Annotated in this window: 15 protein-coding genes; 10 read left to right on the top strand and 5 right to left on the bottom strand. The window is 33.7% G+C overall.

All coding sequences use genetic code 11. The features are described 5' to 3' along the window. Positions 1–331 precede the first annotated feature (331 nt). Positions 332–1,351 carry an IS110 family transposase gene (locus tag ABWU33_RS06035; protein ID WP_214303242.1) on the bottom strand — a complete coding sequence of 340 codons (1,020 nt, stop codon included), beginning with the start codon at positions 1,349–1,351 and terminating at the stop codon, positions 332–334. Between the two features lie 50 nt (positions 1,352–1,401). Here ABWU33_RS06035 and ABWU33_RS06030 point away from each other — a divergent pair, with 50 nt between their 5' ends. Continuing rightward, positions 1,402–11,652 carry an ankyrin repeat domain-containing protein gene (locus ABWU33_RS06030; RefSeq protein ID WP_353280625.1) on the top strand — a complete coding sequence of 3,417 codons (10,251 nt, stop codon included), beginning with the start codon at positions 1,402–1,404 and terminating at the stop codon, positions 11,650–11,652. Between the two features lie 323 nt (positions 11,653–11,975). On the opposite strand, the gene ABWU33_RS06025 is transcribed toward ABWU33_RS06030, so the two are convergent. Then, positions 11,976–12,941, bottom strand: coding sequence for an Rpn family recombination-promoting nuclease/putative transposase (locus ABWU33_RS06025; RefSeq protein WP_264706885.1), 966 nt, complete (start codon positions 12,939–12,941; stop codon positions 11,976–11,978). Between the two features lie 121 nt (positions 12,942–13,062). Between ABWU33_RS06025 and ABWU33_RS06020 the strand changes: the two genes are divergently transcribed. From ABWU33_RS06020 to ABWU33_RS05980, 9 genes are all read left to right on the top strand, one after another. Continuing rightward, entirely contained in the window at positions 13,063–13,617 is a 555-nt protein-coding gene (locus ABWU33_RS06020) for a helix-turn-helix domain-containing protein (protein WP_265024780.1), read from the top strand. Next, entirely contained in the window at positions 13,601–13,963 is a 363-nt protein-coding gene (locus ABWU33_RS06015; RefSeq protein ID WP_265032143.1) for a helix-turn-helix domain-containing protein, read from the top strand. Before ABWU33_RS06020 ends, ABWU33_RS06015 begins: the two co-directional genes overlap by 17 nt. Positions 13,964–14,169: 206 nt before the next feature. Further along, positions 14,170–14,637, top strand: coding sequence for a DNA repair protein RadC (locus ABWU33_RS06010; RefSeq protein ID WP_353280622.1), 468 nt, complete (start codon positions 14,170–14,172; stop codon positions 14,635–14,637). A 95-nt stretch (positions 14,638–14,732) separates the two neighbouring features. Then, complete coding sequence (locus ABWU33_RS06005; RefSeq protein WP_214303242.1) at positions 14,733–15,752, top strand: IS110 family transposase; 1,020 nt, start codon at positions 14,733–14,735, stop codon at positions 15,750–15,752. A gap of 499 nt (positions 15,753–16,251) precedes the next feature. Further along, positions 16,252–16,488, top strand: a complete 237-nt coding sequence (locus ABWU33_RS06000; RefSeq protein ID WP_246485249.1) for a JAB domain-containing protein — start codon at positions 16,252–16,254, stop codon at positions 16,486–16,488. A 287-nt stretch (positions 16,489–16,775) separates the two neighbouring features. Continuing rightward, positions 16,776–17,726, top strand: coding sequence for a hypothetical protein (locus ABWU33_RS05995; protein WP_265024776.1), 951 nt, complete (start codon positions 16,776–16,778; stop codon positions 17,724–17,726). A 289-nt stretch (positions 17,727–18,015) separates the two neighbouring features. Continuing rightward, positions 18,016–19,662 carry a recombinase family protein gene (locus tag ABWU33_RS05990; RefSeq protein WP_230609048.1) on the top strand — a complete coding sequence of 549 codons (1,647 nt, stop codon included), beginning with the start codon at positions 18,016–18,018 and terminating at the stop codon, positions 19,660–19,662. A gap of 82 nt (positions 19,663–19,744) precedes the next feature. Continuing rightward, positions 19,745–19,972, top strand: a complete 228-nt coding sequence (locus tag ABWU33_RS05985; protein ID WP_341815162.1) for a hypothetical protein — start codon at positions 19,745–19,747, stop codon at positions 19,970–19,972. Between the two features lie 91 nt (positions 19,973–20,063). Continuing rightward, positions 20,064–20,987 (top strand): helix-turn-helix domain-containing protein, encoded by a 924-nt coding sequence (locus ABWU33_RS05980; protein WP_265024774.1) that lies wholly within the window; start codon positions 20,064–20,066, stop codon positions 20,985–20,987. A gap of 123 nt (positions 20,988–21,110) precedes the next feature. Here the strand turns inward: ABWU33_RS05980 and ABWU33_RS05975 are convergent, their stop codons facing one another. The 3 genes from ABWU33_RS05975 to ABWU33_RS05965 form a co-directional block, all read right to left on the bottom strand. Beyond that, complete coding sequence (locus ABWU33_RS05975; RefSeq protein WP_265024773.1) at positions 21,111–22,019, bottom strand: patatin-like phospholipase family protein; 909 nt, start codon at positions 22,017–22,019, stop codon at positions 21,111–21,113. A 15-nt stretch (positions 22,020–22,034) separates the two neighbouring features. After that, the gene (locus ABWU33_RS05970; RefSeq protein WP_265024772.1) at positions 22,035–22,256 is read right to left on the bottom strand and encodes a hypothetical protein; all 222 of its coding nucleotides are present in this window, start codon (positions 22,254–22,256) and stop codon (positions 22,035–22,037) included. Between the two features lie 66 nt (positions 22,257–22,322). After that, on the bottom strand, positions 22,323–22,853 hold the full coding sequence (locus ABWU33_RS05965) for an ankyrin repeat domain-containing protein (RefSeq protein ID WP_265024771.1): 531 nt from the start codon (positions 22,851–22,853) through the stop codon (positions 22,323–22,325). Positions 22,854–22,871: the final 18 nt, after the last annotated feature.

Here is a 22,871-nt window from a genome sequence, read left to right as displayed (position 1 = left end):
GCCAATGAATATGTGGATAAATACGTCCACACAAACTTAAAGTATTTATCCACATATTCATTAAGCTTATAAAAACTAAGGTATCATTCTTTTCCTCTATAGTCTTAATGATTTTACATAAGTTAAAAGTAGCATGCTTCCATTGTTCTCTCCGCGGTCTAATATGGCTAATTCATATTGTAGCCAAGCCGCACTATACTTGTTAGGCGGAAGTGGACGGCAACATGTACGCCACGAAGTCTATGCTTCAACTTATCCTCTTGCTTATCCCTTCCATCGGCATTGCTATCTTTACTTTCAGTAAAATTATTGTTTTATACTTCTTTAGTGTTTATTGATAGCAAAACTCTTTTCTATCGATTAGCATCTTATGCATAATCACGGCTAATTTTCTTGCTACTGCAACAATTGCTTTTTTCATGCCCTTTTTCTTTTTAAGCTTCAATCCCCAGCTTCTTAATTTAAATGTCCTTTTACATTTTACCAGTAAGACCTGCGCGGCTTCATATAACATATTCCTACAGTCCACTGGTCCCATTTTTGATATACTTCCGTGTCGATCAATCTCACCAGAAGCGTACTGTCTTGGACTTAATCCCATATAGGCTCCAACTGTATAAGATGTTTCAAACCTATGCAGATCATCTATTGCAGCTTTATATGTCATTGCTACTATAATACCAACTCCTGGAACAGTAGTTAATAATTTACAATCCTCATCTTTTTTGCTTTGTTCTGAGAGCATTTTATCAAGTTTTCTTATTGATTCTTCTATTATTTCTAAACTATGTACTAATGATTCAATTGAGGTTTGGCTAATTTCATCTAGATTATTAACCATTTCTTGCACTTTTAAAGCAAAGTTTGCAGAACTAAGACGTTGATTAACTTTTATCCCGTATATTTTCAGTAATCCCCTTATTGTTCCCGCAATTTGCTCTCTGCAACGTATTAATTGTCTTCTGCTTCCAAGTATTATTTTAACCTGACAAGCTTCGTCTGATTTTACTAATACCTCCTTAAATAGCCCAACTCTCATCATTTGTGCTATGCCTCTTGCATCATTTTTATCATTCTTATTGATTCTCGCAGATAGTGCTGCTGCCATATGCCTTGCATCTACACAAGTTACTGGTAATCCAAGATTCCTCAACTCTTTGCACATCGATATTGATAATTGCCCGCTTTCTATTCCTATGGACTCGTATTTTTTGTTTTGACCAAGCAGAAACTCAGCTATTGCACTGCTTTCACTTGCAACAACCCCTTCTTTAACAATTTTTCCTTTCTCATCAATGATACTAATAAAAGTTTCTTTGAGTGAGACATCTAACCCGCTATAATGTTTCATGAGACTACTCCTACTGTAAAAGTTTAAATTATTCTTGAAGAACTAATTCATTGAATTTGTTACTTCGTGCTAAAATAATGGAGTATGTCTCTCCATCATTCAATAGCAATTACAGTATGTATGCACAAGGCTTTCAACCAAATATTCAGCGAGTTCTAACCACTGCAGATGACATTTTATGTGTTGGTGTCAATCTTGATAATCCATCTCCTATCTCTGATATTAAAGTATCAAATCGTGGGGAAGAAATAATTCCTCTTTTTCAAGATATGCTAAAATCTGCTGATGACTGGGATACGCAAAGGATTGGAACAATAGAATTAAAGGGACAGGTGAAAGATAATCTAGAACGTATTTATCATACGTTTCCTGGTACACCTGAGAAGGGAGATAAACATTATTTTAGTAGATTTTTACTAGGGCAATCACTATTGCTAAATAGAGTTGAAGATTTAAAAACTGGTTTTAAAAAATACATTTTTATCTATGGAGACAATATACCTACCGAGGTACGTCCTAATCTTCGTGGGTCTGGACGTTTAGCAGCTGAAAGAGCCAGGGAGAGATTGTCAGCTAATCTTGATGCGAGTCATGCAGTTGTGACAATGGTGCTCATTCCAGAAAATACAGAGAAGTTGGTTTATGTAATAAATATTGTTGAAGCTAACAGAAAGGATGTTCTGAACGGGCTGGATGAAGTGCTCCCTCTTGATAGATTAAATAGAGAAATAGGGAATAGGGAAATAATCGAATTAAATCTTAATTTTGATACTAGGTACAAGTCAGATTTTAAAAGATATCTTACTATTTGGACTGAAAAATACAATTCTTTACAAGAGTACAACAACGGAGATAATAGATTTCAAGGTACTTTTAAAGAAGTTACTTATCCTAATGAGTTAAAAGAAACATTTGATAAAGCACTAGATATCCAATCCTTATCAATAAGAGGATATAGTAGATTATTAGAAAAAATTGGAGAAGGAATCTTTCCTTTTAAGAGTCTCGTTAATAAAGAAGCTCATTTCCAGGGAATATTGAATGGAGTGTTTAGTTATTATAGTGACTTAAAATTACAGGAATCACCAGAAACTAGAGCATTAGTTTTAACTGAGTTTCAAACTGGTAGAGGGGAACGTATTGACATGCTAGTTCATGGTATTAAGTTTGTGGCTCAAGGTGGAAATGCTGAGGAGTACACTCCAATAGGGTTAGAACTTAAGGCATCAAGGCAGGGTAAAGGGGCTCAAGCTTTATTGAGGGAAGCAAATGATCAAATAAATGAAGAGTACAAAGAAGGTGTTACCTATAAAACACTTACAGATGGTGATGAGGTAAAATTTATCGGTGTTGTTTTCGATAAAGGATCTAATAATCCGAATAAACTTATTTTAACAAGTAGGACAACCAAGGAAGGATTTATTCCTGTTGGAGTAGTTCATAGTTCACATCATATGTTGCCTACTGTAGGGCAGTGTTCTAAAAGAAAATCTTCATCGCCGGAGTATCCACCAAGTAAAAAGCCAAGAAGAGAAAGAAGTGTAAGTATGGCCTGCATAGATTCGTTTGATGAAGAAAAGATTACAAAGGAAGAAAAAAAGCAACGTGTTAAAGAGCTATTTGATATTGATAATGCTAAGGATTTAACTAATGAAATTGTAGATATAGGTCGTGAGCAAGTGTTTGATATGATAGGCAATGCTGATAGGACTGATGTAAAAGTAAAAGATAACAATGGTAATGATAAAAAATTGATAATAGGTGATATTATAGAAATGAAGAATGCAGAAAGATATTTTGTAGATGATTATAGTGATGGTATTGAGATCTTAGTAAAAGTAGGCAGAGATAAGGATCGCGTTATAAAAGAAAAAATAAAAGGACAAAATATTGAGTATTATTTAAGCATCGATGGCTATGAAGTAAAATTCGATGATATAATTAAAAATTTTACTACAGATGCAGAAAGAGAGAAAATTCATAATAAATTACATCAACTATCAAATGATAAGCAGTTGTTAGAGAATAAAAAATACATTGAAGATATAGGTGATGTTCAAACTAATCAAGATTACTCTAATATTGTAGAGGAAATTAAACAGAACTTGCTAGCAAAAGGTGTTAGGGAAGATACTTTTGATACGTTTAAAAATCATTTTGATGATCTTGGTGAAAAAGTTTTTGCAGATTATATTAGTAATGTAGAAAGCAGCCTTCAAGAAAAAGGAATTGCATTTGATCGTGATAAATTTGATTCAGCGAAAATAAAAGGAGCAAAAGGTGGAAAGTTTTTTTCCATGATGGCTATATATGACTTGCTTGATAGTATAGGTGATACAGCAACACTTGGACGACATGATAATAATGCTTTAAAGCAAGTATTTGGTATCAATGGTATACTAGATGCTATGGATGATGTTAGGACGAGTGTAAGTATTTCTTCTAATAGTAAAGTAGGAAAATTGATTAGTAAAGTACCACAACCTGTACGTCAAACGTTTGTTAAGATTATCAGTAACCCCATAGTTCAAAGTATTACATTTGCAACTATTGCTTATCAATTTGGGTATAGTATAAATGAAATAGCTCAAGGTAATCATCATCCATTAAATTATTATTGGACAGCTAGTAGTGGTGTAAAACTAGCAAGTATGAGCATAAGGCCTATAAGTGCAAGTGTTAGCTTTACAGTAAAAAGTGTAAGTGCTACTACTAAGATTTTAAGAGGGTTATCTGCTGCAGGTAAAGTTTTAGGTAGGGTAGCAGTAGTTACTATGGTTGCTGATGTATTAATAACAATTGGTGTAGAAGTTCATGAGAGAATAGAGTATACAAAAGCAATAGCAGAACAAGTACCTCTATTACCTGGTGGTGAACAAGCGGAAGTATTTTTTGCAGGGGTAATCAAGTTTTTTACAGGAAGAGATGTAGAAAAAGAATATGAAGACACAATTAGAATAAAAGGTTATTTAACTTACGTAAAAGAAGCAGCTATTAAACTGTTAAATGACAATTATGACATAGATGCGGTTGTACAATACGTAATCTCCATTGAAGAGAAATATAGTGAGGTGATTAAAAATATGGGTGCACAGGCTATATGTATTATGCCATCACCGTATGGTCCTGAGTGTGCGACGCAGATGAAGTGGACATGTGATTTAGAAAAAAAATATAAAGATATCTCTTTTGACAAGATCAATATAGCCTCTAGTGTAAAAAGAGATTTGTCTTCTATTGATATCTCTAAGATATTGACTATGACACCTTATACTTTGGTTATGAGTGAAGGTTGGGAAAGGTTTATCTGTGGTATAAAGAATAGTCCTCAATGCTATCAAGAGATTGAAGAAAAGAAAGTTTATGTTGTTAATACGGATGCAAAACATATCCCTCATCTAACAAAATACGAGTATGAAAATCTTGGCTTAAGAATTGTAGATGCACCATTAACAAATCCGATACAAAAATCTCAATGCAGCAAAACAATCAATACAAAGCACACAGGTGACGATGCGTTCGCTCCATGTAACAGTGGCAAAATTTATAGAAATTGTCAAGAGAGCTTTACTCTCTCAGGCGGACCTTTTATCTTTACTAATCCAACAAGAAAAGAGCATAGTAATACAAAAAAGCAAACATTTCCTAGAGGATCAGTATTATATATTTCAGGACCTAAAACATTAACAGCAGCAGCAAATTATCCAGCAGTAATGCATATTCCAGAGGGTAGTAATATACGTTATGTTGGCTCAAAAAATAATGAAACTATTTTTATTATTAATGACTATACGTCTGGTACTCTTGAAGGTGGACCAGGAAAAGAAAATACTCTAGTAATGAATGTTAAGGCTAATAATGTCGTTGCAAATTTGCATGGTAGAACTATACGTTATGGTAATAGTAATAACATAAGATTGGTTAACACATATAACTATGTGTCTAATTCTGACAGCAAGCAAAATATTACTACTCACTGTAAAACAAGATTGATTAATGTAAAAAATGCAGAAGTCTGGCAGAATTCATTTAACTGCACAGACAAAGATTATGAAGTTAGAGTAGTTAACAAAGAAAATGTGCATAACAGGGGATTAAAACAAACAATATTTGTTGTTAATGAAGATAGTGATAATGCTAAGATAGTAAGTGATTTGGGCAGTACAGGAAAAATAAAAGGAAATATTGACATAATAAAGGTTCAAGTTGCTAATATCACACAGTGGGGAATAAGTGAAGATATAGAAAAGGTCGGCTATAGCTTAGATGTTTTAGCTAATAATACACAAAGTATTGTTTCAAGTACTAAAATCAATGATTTTAAAAATCTAGTAATTCAAGTAAATAGCAATGGAATAACAGAGTCTGTTGCAATACAGGATAAGTCTTTGTCTGATACAATAGAAGATATTAGATATCAAGAGCTGAAAAGTTCAGGAAGTGATATTAGTAGAGAGGTAATACAAAATAGTGCAAAAAAGTTAAAAGCATTTATACAAGCAAGTATTCTAGACCAACAATTACTTGATACTTACCAAATTGCAAAAGATATTGTCAATAACAATAATTTTGACATACCAGTATCTCAAGTAGAAGTTATTAAAAACCATATGGGAGTACCTAGTGAAAAAGTGATAATTGCTGGCATGTACTCAGGTCAAGTCATTGTTGATTTTAGCTATAGTAGCTCTGACGTTACAAGTAGTTATCAGAAATACCTTAATGGTGGACGGAACTATGGTTATGATGACTATCTGATGCTGTGTAATTACTATCAGGACATTACAATAGAAGGAGAGAAAGGGCAACACCAGTATATTATCAAACTACCAGATACATTAAATAGCAAAACTTCATTGTCGCCAATAAGGCTCAATTTAAAAATAAAAAACAAAGTGGTGTCTTATCAAAACATACCTTATAGTATCATTGATTTTGCTGAGTTAAGTGTAACAGATGTTGATGGTATAAGCATAGAAGAAGGTAAAAGGGATTATATAAATGAATGTTATGGCAAATCAATCTCTGACCTTACAGAGGATAGTTTAAAGATACAAGATATTACAATATTTGATAGTGTAGGTACTAAATGGTCTTTATCCATTGGTTTAGTTGATTATTTTCAAAATCCAGAGAATCAACAAATTGTATTACGAATAAACAATGAGCTTTATAAAATTGATAGTACAAACTTAAGGCTTGAGCATCTAGAGATCAATCCTAGCTCTTTCAGATACTATCAACCAGAGGAACAAGGATTACAAATTTATCATAATCAACCTACTAATAAGAATGATGTTGGTTTAGTTGACTTTAGAGATAAGTCTATATTGGATTTTGATACAGAGATTGCTGATGATAGTTTAGTGTTATCACATAAGAATAATACCTTAGCAAAAGTAGAAAATTGGAATACCTATCAACCAGCAAGGGAAATGATGTTTGCTTTTAATGATACGATGGTTTCTAATTTGAAATGCATAGTCTCTACTTGTAATTCAGAAGATATTATAGAGGATTTTTATAAGGAAACAGTAGATTTATTAAAAGAGCAGGTATTTAATGCAACATTGCAAAGAAATAATAGTAAAGCTGAGGATTTGATAAAAAAGATTAAAAGTATAGATATTGGAAATGAGCATGAATTAACACCTTTAAATATGGCTATTCAAGGAGGTAGGTTGGATGTAGTAAAAGTTCTTTTTGATAGAAAGGATTTTAGTGTTGAAAATAAGGACGCCCTTCCTCTGCACTTAGCTGCTCAGGAGGGTAAATTAAATATAGCTGAGTTCCTTATCGATAAAGGTTATGATATTAAAGATAAAGCTGAAGATAAAGATAGTAGAACACCTCTTCGTATAGCTGGTTGCAATGGTAATTTAGATGTGGTCAAATTCTTCCTTAGTAAGGATGCAACAAGTATTGAGGATAGAAACAACGATCCATATAAGATGATGGAAACGGTTAAGGTTTTAAAGAAGGAGATTATTAATCAAGCAGAAACCGTGCCTAACGTAAAAAGATGGGCAGAGTTTTTTGTAGAAAAGTTAAAATATTCAATAAAAAATGTAGTAAAAGAGAAGCTAAAGGATGGTATGTTACATGATCGTTATGGTTCGGTTAATACACTTGCTAATGACATTTATAATTTCGATCAAAGGTTGTTTAATAATACAATTAAGGGAGTTATAAATGACGTATATAGGAAAGTAGATACGAAAAAAATATTAAGTTGTGTAGAAAGCCATAATGATGTTAGTCAGCGTATATTGGGTTATGTGGCTGTATTTAACGCAATGCAAAGAAATAATGATTTAAATAATAGTGCAGTATTTAAGTTAGCTTACTATGTTAAAGAAGCAATCGAGATGAAGAACTATCCTGATGTTCATCAAGAAGAAAGATCTAACCTTGAGAAACTAAAAAGCAGATTGCCAGAATCAGTAAGGAATGCAGTATTTTCATCGAAAGTATGTATTAAGAATATTTATCAAGGTGAATATTTATATGCTGCTAACAAATGTTTCAATTATGATACCGACAGACGAATGGCATTTACTTGGACTCCAAAGAATGAAAAAAATGATAAGTTTAGGTGGAATATTAAACCTGATGGTGACAACTTTTATATAGTGAATGTTGCATTTAATGAAACTTTGTATGCTGCTAGTAACTATTTTAATTATGATAATGATAGACGAATGGCATTTACTTGGATTCCAGGTGAACAGGTTACACAAGGTGTGTGGAAGATTGAGCCTAACGGTGATAAATGTAATATAAGGAATGTTAAGCATAATGAGTATTTGTATGCTGCTGATTATGCTAAATATGACAAAGATAGGAGAAGAGTATTTACTTGGATTCCAGGGGGCAAGGTTATGCAAGGTGTATGGAAGATAGAAGATTGTGGGTCTAATGTAAGAAAAGTTAGAGATATTGTTAGTAATGCTAAGGGAGAATTAGATCAAGAATTGCTAGATGCTGTAAAAGTTGGAGATATGAGCAAAGTAAGAGATTCTGTCAATCGAGGAGCTAATGTTAATACTGAAGACAGAGATGGTAATACCCCTGCACGCAATGCTGTATTAAAAGGTCACTTTGGTATATTTAAATACCTTGTTGAAAATGGCGTTAGTTTAGAGGGTAAAGATCATCGTTGTCGCCCCTCTATATGTGATGCTTCTTATAGTGGTAATTTGGATATACTAAAGTACCTTATTGGGAAAGGCGTTGATATTAATGAGTCTGATAATAATGGTTGGACACCGCTACATTTTGCTGCATGGAGAGGCTACTTAGAAGTCGCTAACTTTTTAATAGAAAAGGGTGCTAATATTAACGTTGAGAACATTTTTGGCAGGAAACCTATACATGTTGCTGCTGAAAATAATAATACAAACATTATAGAATTTTTTCTCAGCAAGGGAATGAGCATCGATGATGTTGATAGATATGGTCGAACACCACTATACTGTGCTTCTTGGAATGGTCACTTGGGTGTAGTAAAGTACCTTGTAGAAAAGGGAGCTGACGTTTATACTCAAGACAAAGGTGGTAAAACATTACTAGATATTGCTACTCATCAAGAGCGCAGCGATGTTGTAGACTATTTAAAACAAGTGCAGCTAAATCAAGAATTACTTATTGCAGCACAATATGGTAATTTTGATGAAGTTAGAGATCTTGTAAGTCAAGGGGCTAGCTTGAATGCTAAGTATAGTAATGGGATGACTGTTATGCATTCTGCTGCTTATGGTGGTAATCTGGATATAGTAAAATATTTTGTAGCAGATGCAAAAAATAGCTTAGAAATTAAAGATAATGGCGGTAGAGTTCCCCTGCACTATGCTGCTTACAATGGTAAGCTAGATGTGGTAAAGTATTTTGTAGATGAAGGGGAAGTTGATGTTAATCTAAAAGATAGTGATGGGCAGACAGCATTGCACATGGCTTCTGGTGGCGGCCATCTGGATGTAGTGGGGTATCTTGCAAGTAAGGGAGCAGATATCAAAGCTAAAGATAAGGATGGTAAGACACCGCTAGATATCGCCATCGACCGAAAGCATGATAGCATCGTAAAATACTTAAAACAAGCTCAATTAAATGAGCAATTACTGGCTGCAGTAAAAGATAGTGATTTTAATGAAGTTCAAGGCCTTGTAAATCGAGGTGCTAACGTTAATGCTAAAGATAAAGATGGTAAAACCCCTCTACATTATGCTTCATGTTCTGTTCATCATTTAGGTATGGTGAAGTATCTTATAAGTAAAGGTGCTGATATTGATGTTAAAGATAACAGTGGTAGAACTCCTGAAGATGAGGAACGTTATACTAATTCTGATACAATGAGGCAAGTTTTTATGCAAGCACACTTAGATAAAGAATTGTTACTTACTGTAAAAAATGAAAAAGATCTAAAGACAATTAGTGATCTTATTGCGAAAGATATTGACGACAGAACGCATGGTGGGTTTTATTATACTTGGAGTGGTAATTTAGGTACAGTAGAGTTTCTTGTTAGTAAAGATGTGAGTGTTAATGCGACTGATAAATATGGCTGCACATTACTACACTGGGCTGCATTGAAAGGTCATTCAGATATTGCTAAGTTTTTAGTTGATAAGGAAGCTAATGTGAATGCTAAGGATATACTTGGCAGGACTCCTATTCACTTTGCTGTTATGAATAATCACAAGGATATTCAAGATGTATATGGTAGAGGTTCTACATACACTACTGCTGAGAGCAGTGATGAAGAGGTTATACAACTTTTTCTCATGAGAGGAGCAAGTATTAATGAGGCTGATAAAAATGGTGAGACGCCACTACACTTGGCTTCTTGGGGTGGTCATTTAGATACATTGCAGCATCTTATAAATAATGGAGCTAATATTAGTACTAAAGATAGTAGTGGCAACACACCACTAGATATTGCTAGAGATAAGGGACATAATAATCTTGTACAGTACTTACAACAAACACAATTAATCCTAGATAAACAGTTATTAAGCGCAATAGGAAATAGTGATTTTAATAAAGTTAGAGGTCTTATTGCTCAAGGTGCTAATATTGATACCAAAGACAAAGATGGCAGTACACTACTGTATTCAGCTGCTGAAATCGGTGATTTAGATAGAATAAAATTCCTTCTTGATAATGGTGCTAATATTGAAACTAAAAATGGGGAATATCAAGCAACTCCTTTGCATGGAGCTGTGTTAAATGAAAGACTAAATGTGGTCAAATTGCTTCTTAATCGTGGTGCAAACGTTAACGCTGAAGACAAAGACAATTGGACACCTTTACATTATGCTGCTGATACCAACAGTCTTGATATAGTAAAAGTTCTTGTCGATGCTCATGCTAATCTTGATGCTAGAGGTGATTACGGCAAGGCACCGCTAGATATTGCTAGAGATAGTAGTATTGCAGAATATTTAGAGAAAAAACTCAATGAAAAAGGAGAAAAACCTGTGCAACGCAGACGCCGTCATCACCACGGGGATCACAATCGCAATCATAATCACTCATCACATAAATTCCTTTCTGTAGATTCAAGTAATCAACCTGGAATAGCAGCAAGTAGTAGCACAAGACCATCTTCATGGATAAATGATTTATTTGGTTGGGTAAAAAGCTCTGTGAGTGGGTTATTAGCTTCTGAGTTGCCTGAAGTAGTATCAGGTACTAAAAGTCCAATCTCACAAATTGATGCAAAGATGGATGTAAATGGTGCAATAATGTTACTTGATGTGCTGGTTAGAAACGTCACGGGTCAAAAGTATATTTCTACAGCAGATCAGTCTATATCTCAACTAGAAGCACAGGGCTATGCACTCAATATTACAGAGGTATTTAAGAAAGTAATAGAGCAAGCTGGATTAAAAAGTGGTGTATCAATGCATCGATTAAATATTGATTTTGTGGAAATACAGAAAGAAGTTACAGGAAAAATCATGAGTGGTAAATTTGATGAGATCTCAGGAGTTTTAAGTTCGTATTTAGAGAAAGCATGTCCTAGTAGAGAAGCAGGATGTCCTGGTAAGTTAAGTTCGAAGAAGTTTGACAAGTTTATGGTAGAGTTTAATAGCAGGCTAAATGTTGTACTAAATCGATCAATACAACGGATATTACACAACAGAGATGGTAGATTAGAAGTTGATGGTGCAAAGCAAATGAATTTAGAGCCTCAAAGTTATTTAAGTAATGCTTCCGTTCAAGGCCATTCAAAGGACAAAGTATCAACTTGTCTTTCTGAGATAGGAGTAACCAAGCTTGTAGGTAATCTCAATAGGTAGGTTATAATATAAGAGTTAATATGCCAAGTAGTGGGAAATTTAAAGTGAAGGTAGCCAAAATAATTAGGGAAACAACCAGTAGCAAGTTTGATAGTCTTAATGCTAAAATGGATGAAGTAGACATTAAATGCTAAGTGATTAATGTATTTTCCATATTGAACTTACAGCACGTAGTTTTGATATAGAAGTTTGGGTAACGTTATGATAGTAATTTATATAATTCTTTGTGCAATCTTCATAGCTGTTTTAGATAGTTCACCAGATTCTTAATTAGGTGATATGTCGAACTTAGAGAAGGTTTTCATAAATGTTGAAGTGAATAATTATGTTTTTTCCTTGAGTTGTAAAATTTCAGAATGAGAGAGACCGGTAATTTGAGCGATAACATCTATAGAGACACCGGCCTTGAGTGAGTTTTTGGCCACAGCTATTTTAGTCTGTTGTTCACCCTCTGCTATACCCTCTTCCTTACCTTCAGCTCTACCTTTTTCATGGCCGATTTGGATGCCTTCTTTCTTGCCCTTCTCTTCTCCAATTTGGATGCCTTCATGTTTAGCATCATCGAGCTTTTGAGCAAGGACAGCCTGTTCATCACGAATACGTTTGATCTCTTGTTCGTAGGCTATAAATTCTTTTTCTGACCAGTTGAACCTATTTAGTTCTTCATATGCTCTTTCAATTATTAGATCACTTCCTATTATTCTCTCTAGCTCTTCTTCACTAGTTTCATCTGCATATCTAAAGAAGTAGACCCATTTTTCAACTATACTTGAAAGCTGATCTTCTTTGGTTTTTGGAAATTTAGGTAACTCAATAAATATAAAGTAAAAATCTTTTAGATCATGCTCATTAGTATCTTCATCGCGAATAGTATGCTTTGATTTGTACTCAGACTTATCAGGAAATAAAATACAGTCTGCTATAGCAATAAAGATAATTTCCTTAAGGTCATGATATTGATCGCCTTTATCAGCCTGTCTTGAATAGGCTTTAGCAGCATAGTATTGAGCACGTTTTTCAAAGCCCTTAGTTTTAGCGACCTGCATTTCGACTATGACTTGCAGCCCATTTTCATCCCTACAAAGAACATCAACAATGCTTTGTTTTTTAGAAGCAATATCAGGGTCTTGAATAGTACTTAAGAACTCTATATCCCTTATTGTACTTTTGCCGGTGAAGCCAAGGATATCATTAAGGAAGTGAATAAGAATGTCCTTATTTTTTTCAGTACCAAAGATGCGCTTGAACGATATATCATTCTTGGGATCGAGAAACTTCGAAAGAGCCATGAGAAAGTAAGATAAAAAGCATTAATAATTATACACAGTTGTGAAGAAATATTCAACTAAAATGCAAACATTTTGTATATCTTTATTTGGTAGTATTAACCTGTATAATATCTATTTCTGTATGGCAAAGCATACTACTGTTTCCATAAGGTACCAAATAGCGCAAAAAGTAAGGAGCTGGAGGTTAAAAAGAAAATATACCCTGAAAAACTTAGCAGGCAAAGCAAACATAAACTATCATACACTGCTAAGATATGAACAAGGAACATGTGGCATTCCAATTGAAAAGTTAAAAATATTAGCAGGGGCATTATCAATTCCTGTTGGAAATCTCTTTCCTAGACGAAAAGTACTAAAAGAAAGTAGTTGTTTCGACAAAGCTAAGACCCAGGAAATGTATAATTTTATAGAAAAAACAGGAGGACACAAAGCAATTTATGCATTAACCAAATCTATCCGAGCTGAGGAAGAAAGTAATATAAAAGCAGCAAGAATAAAAATTGCAAAGAATCTAGTTAAAGCAGGGTTTGATAATGACATTATCTATCGAGCAACAGGCTTACCAATTGAAGAATATGCTGATAGAGAGAATATCGGCTGTACAAGCCAAAACGGAGGACAAGAGATAAAAAAATGGAAGAGGATATACACAAGAAGAATTGGCAAAAAAGCTTAATATAGGACCCTCACAGATACATCACTATGAACAAGGTAGTGTCACCATTTTAAGTGAAAGGTTATGGGAAATAGCAAAAGAATTGTCAGTAGATGCTGAAGATCTAATAAAGGAATACAAAGAAAGTGATTGTGAAGGAGAAAATGAATTATTAAGTTTGGCAAGAGAATATAGAAAAATTGACAACCAAGAATCACGAGATGAGCTAAATATATGGGTAGAATTTTTCTTGCAAAGAAAGCAAATTTACAAAGAGAAGATTAATAAAATAGAGGAAATGAAAGTTGCAAATAATTTACTTCAGTTAGGTTTTTCTACTGATGCTATTTCTAAAATAATTGATTAATAACAATTTTTTTTACATGAAGAATTAATTTTCAATTAGATAAAAATAAATATCTATTAAGATTTTAACCTATTCATAAAAAAATAAGTAAAAAAGATTGAAAAATTGATTTGACTTCACTCGGAAGCTATGGCTTTATGCCAATGCTGATAAAAAACAGCAGTAAATAATTAAAAACAATTTGTTATTAACGAGGAGTATATTTTATGAATAATGGTAAAAAACTTACAGAAGAAATAGAGAGAGTATTACAGAGTGGAGGAGGAAGTGCTCTATTTGATCGTGAGATAGTGTCAGTGCTTCTAGGAGCAGTTCACGACAGAAAGCAAGCACAAGATGTTACTAAAACTCTAATGGATAACTGCCCAGGAATAGGAGAAATTTTAGGACGAGAAATCGATGATCTGAAAATGATAGAAGGAATGACCGAACATGCAGCTGCAGCAATTGAATGTGTTAAAGAAGCTTATAAAAGAGCACTCAGAGAAGGGTTAAAAAGAGGCCCTGTAATGGATAGCCAAGAAAAGCTGATAGAGTATGTAAGGGTAAACATAGGCTTTTCAGCAAAAGAAGCTGTCCTGATAATATATTTGGATAAGCAGAACCGTTTGATAAGAGATGAAGTGTATTTTGGTACAATAGATGAAGTACATACTGTAATTGCTATTGAATGATGGAGAGACATACTCCATTATTTTAGCACGAAGTAACAAATTCAATGAATTAGTTCTTCAAGAATAATTTAAACTTTTACAGTAGGAGTAGTCTCATGAAACATTATAGCGGGTTAGATGTCTCACTCAAAGAAACTTTTATTAGTATCATTGATGAGAAAGGAAAAATTGTTAAAGAAGGGGTTGTTGCAAGTGAAAGCAGTGCAATAGCTGAGTTTCTGCTTGGTCAAAACAAAAAATACGAGTCCATAGGAATAGAAAGCGGGCAATTATCAATATCGATGTGCAAAGAGTTGAGGAATCTTGGATTACCAGTAACTTGTGTAGATGCAAGGCATATGGCAGCAGCACTATCTGCGAGAATCAATAAGAATGATAAAAATGATGCAAGAGGCATAGCACAAATGATGAGAGTTGGGCTATTTAAGGAGGTATTAGTAAAATCAGACGAAGCTTGTCAGGTTAAAATAATACTTGGAAGCAGAAGACAATTAATACGTTGCAGAGAGCAAATTGCGGGAACAATAAGGGGATTACTGAAAATATACGGGATAAAAGTTAATCAACGTCTTAGTTCTGCAAACTTTGCTTTAAAAGTGCAAGAAATGGTTAATAATCTAGATGAAATTAGCCAAACCTCAATTGAATCATTAGTACATAGTTTAGAAATAATAGAAGAATCAATAAGAAAACTTGATAAAATGCTCTCAGAACAAAGCAAAAAAGATGAGGATTGTAAATTATTAACTACTGTTCCAGGAGTTGGTATTATAGTAGCAATGACATATAAAGCTGCAATAGATGATCTGCATAGGTTTGAAACATCTTATACAGTTGGAGCCTATATGGGATTAAGTCCAAGACAGTACGCTTCTGGTGAGATTGATCGACACGGAAGTATATCAAAAATGGGACCAGTGGACTGTAGGAATATGTTATATGAAGCCGCGCAGGTCTTACTGGTAAAATGTAAAAGGACATTTAAATTAAGAAGCTGGGGATTGAAGCTTAAAAAGAAAAAGGGCATGAAAAAAGCAATTGTTGCAGTAGCAAGAAAATTAGCCGTGATTATGCATAAGATGCTAATCGATAGAAAAGAGTTTTGCTATCAATAAACACTAAAGAAGTATAAAACAATAATTTTACTGAAAGTAAAGATAGCAATGCCGATGGAAGGGATAAGCAAGAGGATAAGTTGAAGCATAGACTTCGTGGCGTACATGTTGCCGTCCACTTCCGCCTAACAAGTATAGTGCGGCTTGGCTACAATATGAATTAGCCATATTAGACCGCGGAGAGAACAATGGAAGCATGCTACTTTTAACTTATGTAAAATCATTAAGACTATAGAGGAAAAGAATGATACCTTAGTTTTTATAAGCTTAATGAATATGTGGATAAATACTTTAAGTTTGTGTGGACGTATTTATCCACATATTCATTGGCTACATAGTTTAAAAGAGATTAATTGGAAATTAGTGTTGATGTTTTTATTGCCAATAAAACCTCTTTTGATTGAATAAGATAATACAATAATAAATAAAAGGTTGTATTAGAGCTGAATTTTACATCAAAAAATATTTTTCATGATACAAAAAATTATTGTTGACTTTTATGCAATTAGAGAACTTATCTGAAAGGAAAGTGGTAAAAAAGGCGTTATCAATGGAAGCAGCGTCAATAATATTAGCTCATAACCATCCAGGAGGGAGTTTAGAACCATCAGAAGATGATAAAGTAATGACTAGAGAATTAGTATCAGCATGTCAAGGAGTGGGAATTGAACTAGAGGATCACATTATTATGACAGACAAAGGATATTGCAGTTTTAAGGAAAGAGAGCTGTTATAAACCAAATTTCAATTGCTTGAGAAGTTTGGCTACACAATGAAATATAAAATCAAGTAGCAAAAAGACTTAGTCAAGAATCTGTATTGGAGAATTACAAAATATAAAAGATCTTTGTATAGTTTGTATATTAAGTTGTACTTAAAGAATAAAAGTCCTGAAAAAGCTATTCTTTTATTATAAATAGTTGCAGAATATACAAGATCTTTTTATAATTTGCGTATTAAGTTAATCGTAAAGCAATAAATTGCTCTATAGACTTGAATAATATGCTTAATATAGGAGGGTATATGACTACTAAAAAAACAGTATCATTTGATGATATGGATGGAAATACTTATGAGTTAATCATTGATTCTAAAAAATTACCAAAAGGACTATATAGTGCTATTAGGCGTACTAGCAAAAAAAATCAGCAGCTTATACTTGTAGATGAGACTGATCCGAAAATATTTGATGATAAAAGCAGGTTTGAGAAGCCTGAAGGTGTGCCTTCCCCTAGCGATGTTTCTGAAAAATCAATCAATCTTGGAGAAGGACGTGAGGTTTATAACAAAAAATCTTCAAATCGTCAAAATCCGTTTATTCCAGCCTTAAGCAAGATAGAGCCAAGTGCAAGTGAAAATGCAGAATTAAGATGGTTTAAAAGTAGAGTAGTAAAGGCAAAAAGCGTAGAAGAACTGAACAAGACTATAGACCAAGCACTAAGTGCTGGAATCAGGATAAATGCGTATAGCGAAGGGCAGAAGAGTTTTGCTGATACAGTAATATCGAAAATGCCTTTGATCAAATGCAAAAAAAATGAGAAGGAAGACATAATATGTGAATTGATGCTAAATGGAGCAATATTCAGTTACGATCTATTGCAGGATAAGGGAATAAGTGAGATGCATAACAAACTCTATCAAGAGGTTCGTCCACAGATAGATGAGTGGCTTAAAGAACTGAGAGAAATCGGTGAAAGTGCTATTGAAAATGAAGGAATCATAGAAGACGTGGAAATGGATAATCAGACGTTTTTTATGAAATTTTCTGAGAGTAGTAAGGTAAATATTGCAAGAATATTGGAAGGTACAAAAAATTTAGGATTAACCACAGGAGAGGTAAAATTAGGAGGTGATGTTATAGAAATAGGAAATAGTAAGGTTGAAGTTAGAATTGGAAAAGAAGGTGAAAGGAATTACGTTGATGTGTCTGATAATAGTGCTTTTACACTACCGACAATGTTGCAAAAAACATAAAAATAAAACTAGAGAAAACCATTTCTCGAAAACTTCTGTGTCCAGAACCAAGAGTCCGATTTACTTATAGCGCTAATAATCAATTAACCATCGGCTTTAAGGAATGATATGAACATATTATTTCAAGGAAAAGTCATGAGAAACAAGAGATTAGCTATCCAAATTAGCTGTAGCTATGAACCTAATCGGTTAGCAGAACAATGCTTATCAGATGCTTATGAAAAGGTAGTGTCAAAGGAAATAAGTCAAAAAAACTTAAAACATAAAAATGGGATTCAAGGAGGGTCAAATGGTAACAGTATGTTTATATGCGAGAGTTTCTTCGGGGAAACAAGTAGAAGGAAATACGATAGAAAGTCAAATTGCAGCTTTAGAGAAGCAAATTAATCTGGACGGATACAGATTGTTAAGTGAGTATAAATTTATTGATAACGGCTACAGTGGATCTCATTTAGTCCGCCCTGATTTAGAAAAATTACGTGATAAAGTAACAGAAGGTAAAATTGATAAGATTTACATTCATTCTCCTGATCGTTTATCTAGAAAATATGCATATCAAATGGTGCTGATTGAAGAATTTGAAAAAGCAGGAGCAAAAGTGGTTTTTTTAAATTATGAGATTAACGGTAACCCAGAATCTCAATTACTGTTACAAATGCAAGGTATGATAGCAGAATATGAACGTGCGAAAATTATGGAACGAAGTCGTCGTGGTAAAATCTATGCAGCTAACAAAGGCTATGTAAATGTAATGGGAGGAGCTCCTTATGGTTATCGTTATATAGATAAGCATATGGGAGGAGGACAAGCTTTATTTGAGATTAACGAAAAAGAAGCTGATGTCGTTCGTAAAGTATTTTTGTGGATAGGCAGAGAAAGAACAAGTATTGGGGAAGTATGTCGTCGGCTAAATACTATGTCCATTAAGACACAAAAAGGAAAAGAACGCTGGAATAAAGGTACAATTTGGAGTATGTTGAAAAACCCTGCTTACAAAGGACAAGCAGCTTTTGGTAGAAGAAGGTTAGGAGTAAGATTAAAGCAAGTAAGACCACAGAAAGGCTCTTGTGAGCAGCCAAAAAGTAACCACTCTGTCTATCCTGTTGAAAAAGCAAATTGGATTTATATTAAAGTGCCAAATATAGTAGATGAAGATATATTTGATATTGTTCAAGAACAATTAGCTGAAAATAGAAAAGTAGCAAGGACAAGAAAAAGAGGAGCAAAGTACTTACTACAAGGTTTAGTCATATGTAAGCGTTGTAATTACGGATGTTACGGAACTTGCATGAGAAGTAGACGAGAAGAAGAAGGTGGTCATTATGCATATTACCGTTGTAGTGGTAAAGATTCTTACCGTTTTGGTGGTAATAAGATTTGTGACAATAAACCCATTCGCTCAGATGCATTAGAAACAGCTGTGTGGGAAGAGGTTAAGCAGTTATTGAAAAATCCAAACAGGATTTTAGAAGAATACAAGCGTAGGCTTTCAGAACTAAAAAAATCATCATTGGATCAAAAAAGTGACCTGCTAGAGAAACAAGAAAATAAATTAAAACGTGGTATTGCTAGACTTATCGATAGTTATGCTCAAGAATATATCAATCAAGAGGAATTTGAACCACGAATTAAAGCAATGAAACAAAGCTTAAAAACAATTAAAGAAGAGAAGAAAAAGATATTTTATCAAAAGGAATTAGAACAGGAGGTAACTCTGGTTGTGGCCAATTTAGAAGACTTTTCTTCCAATATTACGTTAAACCTTGATAACGCAGACTGGTTAACTAAACGTGATATTATCAGAACATTGGTCAAGAGAATTGAAATTAACCTTGAGGACGTAAATGTGGTATTTCGCGTAAAAGAGCTACCGAACTCTTCTGGACATAATGGAAAGGAAAATAAAAATTTGCAACATTGTCGTAGGTGTATTTGAAATAACATTTCCTACAAGTATTGGTAGCCTAAAAATTGTAGTATACCATAATGCGGAAAATGACAGTCAAGTAGAGGTCAGAGTGGCAGATAAAGAAATGTGGTCTGAACTACAAAAGAGAGGGGAAAATATAGGAAAAGGGTGTTTTTTTGGAGGAATGACGGTCACAGAAGCGGTAGAAAAAGGAAGTTTTCCTAGGAGTGGCAAGTGGAGTAAAGATAAGGTTGAAAAGACAATTAGTAATAGCGAAACATTATCGTGGGTTGATAAGGTATGTGGAGGTAGTAAAGAAACTTCTCGGAAACTTTAAACGAAGGGAGGTTTTCTTCCCTTCTTACTTACAACCATAAAATTGAAAAAGGCTTTCTAACAGATGTTTATTTCGGTAAAATTGTTACGATATGGCAAATATCTCTATAAGATACAAAATAGCACAAAAAGTAAGAAGCTGGAGGCTAAAACAAAAGTATACCCTAAAAGATTTAGTAGATAAAACCGGCATAAAATATCATACATTGCTAAGATATGAGCAAGGAGCATGTGGCATTCCAACTAAAAAATTAAAAGTAATAGCGGAAGCATTATCAGTTCATGTTGGCAGCTTATTTCCTAGACAAAAAGTACTGAGAGAAAATTGTTCTTTTAACAAAGAATGGATGATAGCAAAAATAAAGGGACAAGAATCATGCAAGTTGATTCGCGACTTAACTGGGTTTATTCAAGCTGAAGAGGAAAATAATGTAAAAGCTGCAAGGGTAAGCATGGCCAAGAACTTAGCGAAAGTAGGGTTTGATAATGATATTATCTATCGGGCAACTGGTTTATCAACTGAAGAATATGATGAGAAAAAAGGCTCTGAGCATTCAAACGAAGGACAAGAGATAAAAAAATGGAGAATAATAAGGGGATATACTCAAGAGGATTTAGCAAGAGAGCTAGATATAGGACCATCACAGATACATCACTATGAACAAGGTAGTGTTACTATTTTAAGCGAAAGATTATGGGAAATAGCAGAGAAGTTATCAGTGAATGCTGAAGATCTGATGAAGAAGTATGAAGAAGATAATTGCAAAGCAGAAAACGAGCTATTAAGTTGGGTGAGAGAGTCTAAAAAAATTGACAATCAAGAATCACGAGATGAACTGGATATATGGGTAGAATTTTTATCGCAAAGAAAGCAAGTTTACAAAGAAAAGATTTATAAAGCAGAGGCAATAAAAGTTGCGAATAATTTACGTATGTTGGACGTTTCTATTGATGCTATTTCTAAAATAACAGATTTATCTATTGAGGAGCTTGAAAATTATGCTTTCAAAACTTAGCCTGGGTTAAAAACAGCGATAGTTTATTGACTCAGAAATAATATATTAAGATATAAATAAAAGTAGTTAATATATCTACTCTAAACTCTTGTTTAGCTCTGCAGAATTTGGCATCTCTACTTATCAAGATATAACATCACAGAATTTATCTATCAGTTCCTGATTGTCCTCTATCATTGCCTTTGCCTCTTGCTGAAGAGATTTGATATTTTTTGATGTAATATTATCCATGTCAGGTGATGCTATTTTTAGTTGCGATTGTATGCGTATATATTTATCACCTATAACTTGATCAAGTTGGTAATTTACTGCATCTAAACTTGAGGCAAACATCACATGTAGTAGTGGTTTTATCCAGCCTATTTTTCCCAATCTCTTTGAATTGGCTATGCTTCTATCTGTTCTGCCAGTACCTATCGATAACAGTAGAATATCATCATTTGGAAATAACCTCTTACCACTTGCATATGCACAAGCCGCTGGATTATTGGCAAAAACCCCTCCATCCACTAATACTCTGTCTATCTGGTTGATTTTTAGATGTTTTGGTATGAAATAAGTAGGTGCAGCTGTTGTAGCTCTGAGTGCATCTTTCAGCTTAATATTACCTTCTTTCCAGCTTTTGAAGAAAAATGGACAATTATTGTTAATATCGTAACTTGTGATTAGCAAATTACTTAATGTCTTTTTTAGAATATCCTCTCCAAAATATTTATCCAGTACAGATTCAATATTTTTATGTGGATATTGTGCGCAGTGAAACCAAGATAGTATTGATCGCCTAAAAAATGAAGACTTAAAAATATATGGTCCATATTCCCGATAGAACTCGACTAAATCATTAGCAGAATATTGAGGTTTATCTTTTTTACATAATCCTGCTACAACAATTCCACCAGTTGAGGTTCCTGCGATCAGATCAAAGATTTCAGCTATCGGTTTCTTTGCCATCTTTTCTATTTCTGCTAGAATAATGGCTGGTATTATGCCCCTTATGCCTCCGCCATCAACAGACAAGATATATCTAGTCATTGTAAAATTCAGTCGTTATTTGTGTTTGTGAATAGCTTCAAGTTCGTTGACTTCTTCAGTGAGGTTTTTCACTCTCTCTTCAAGTCGATAGACTATTTCTATTAGTCCTTGGTTTTTTTCTATAAATTTATCATTGATTTGTACACGTAAGTCGAGTTTTGCCAACCACCATATGAACCCTATAGTCTGTACAGCTATTGTTATTATTACCGCTATTGGGATTTTTTGCTTTTTCATGTAAGAATATTAATCCATTATGGATAGTTTTGGAAGTTTATATACAGATTATAGAAACTTATAGCTTCAGTGATTACTCTTTGTTGATTCGTATCGATCCTCTGCTTCTGCAAGTAGCTTAATGATTTCTCTGTAAGGTTTATCTTTATTGTGCCTTGATCTTAGTACAGCTACATCTCTTGGGTTTTTCCCATCTGTGTCTCTAATGGTAGGGTCTGCACCTTTGTCTAATAAAAACTTAATAACTTCTAGGTGTCCTTCACCTGCAGCGTGATGTAAAGCTATTCTTTTAAATGCATTTCTATCAAGTGCGTTTATATTTACTTTTTCCTCTTCTATTAAAAATCTGATAATGTCTAAACATCCTTTTCTTGCTGCAAAATGTAACGTTGTTCCACTCAAGTTTGGAGCCATGTCTTTTACTAAAAGTTTTACTATTTCTAAGTTGCAATTATTAGTAGCCACTTGTAATGTTTTGTTATAATTATCTGCAGCTTTAGATCTTTGGTAGCAATAAGTAATAACAACACATACCATTAATATTATAAACCATACAAAATGTATTTTTTCCTTTTCATTACATTTCAGTTGACTCATATTCAGTAGTTTCTTTAC

The sequence above is a fragment of the Wolbachia endosymbiont (group B) of Cyclophora punctaria genome (genome assembly GCF_964028235.1).
GTDB lineage: Bacteria > Pseudomonadota > Alphaproteobacteria > Rickettsiales > Anaplasmataceae > Wolbachia.
The sequence above is the reverse complement of the archived record's forward strand: the minus strand, read 5'-3'. Positions and strand labels throughout refer to the sequence as shown.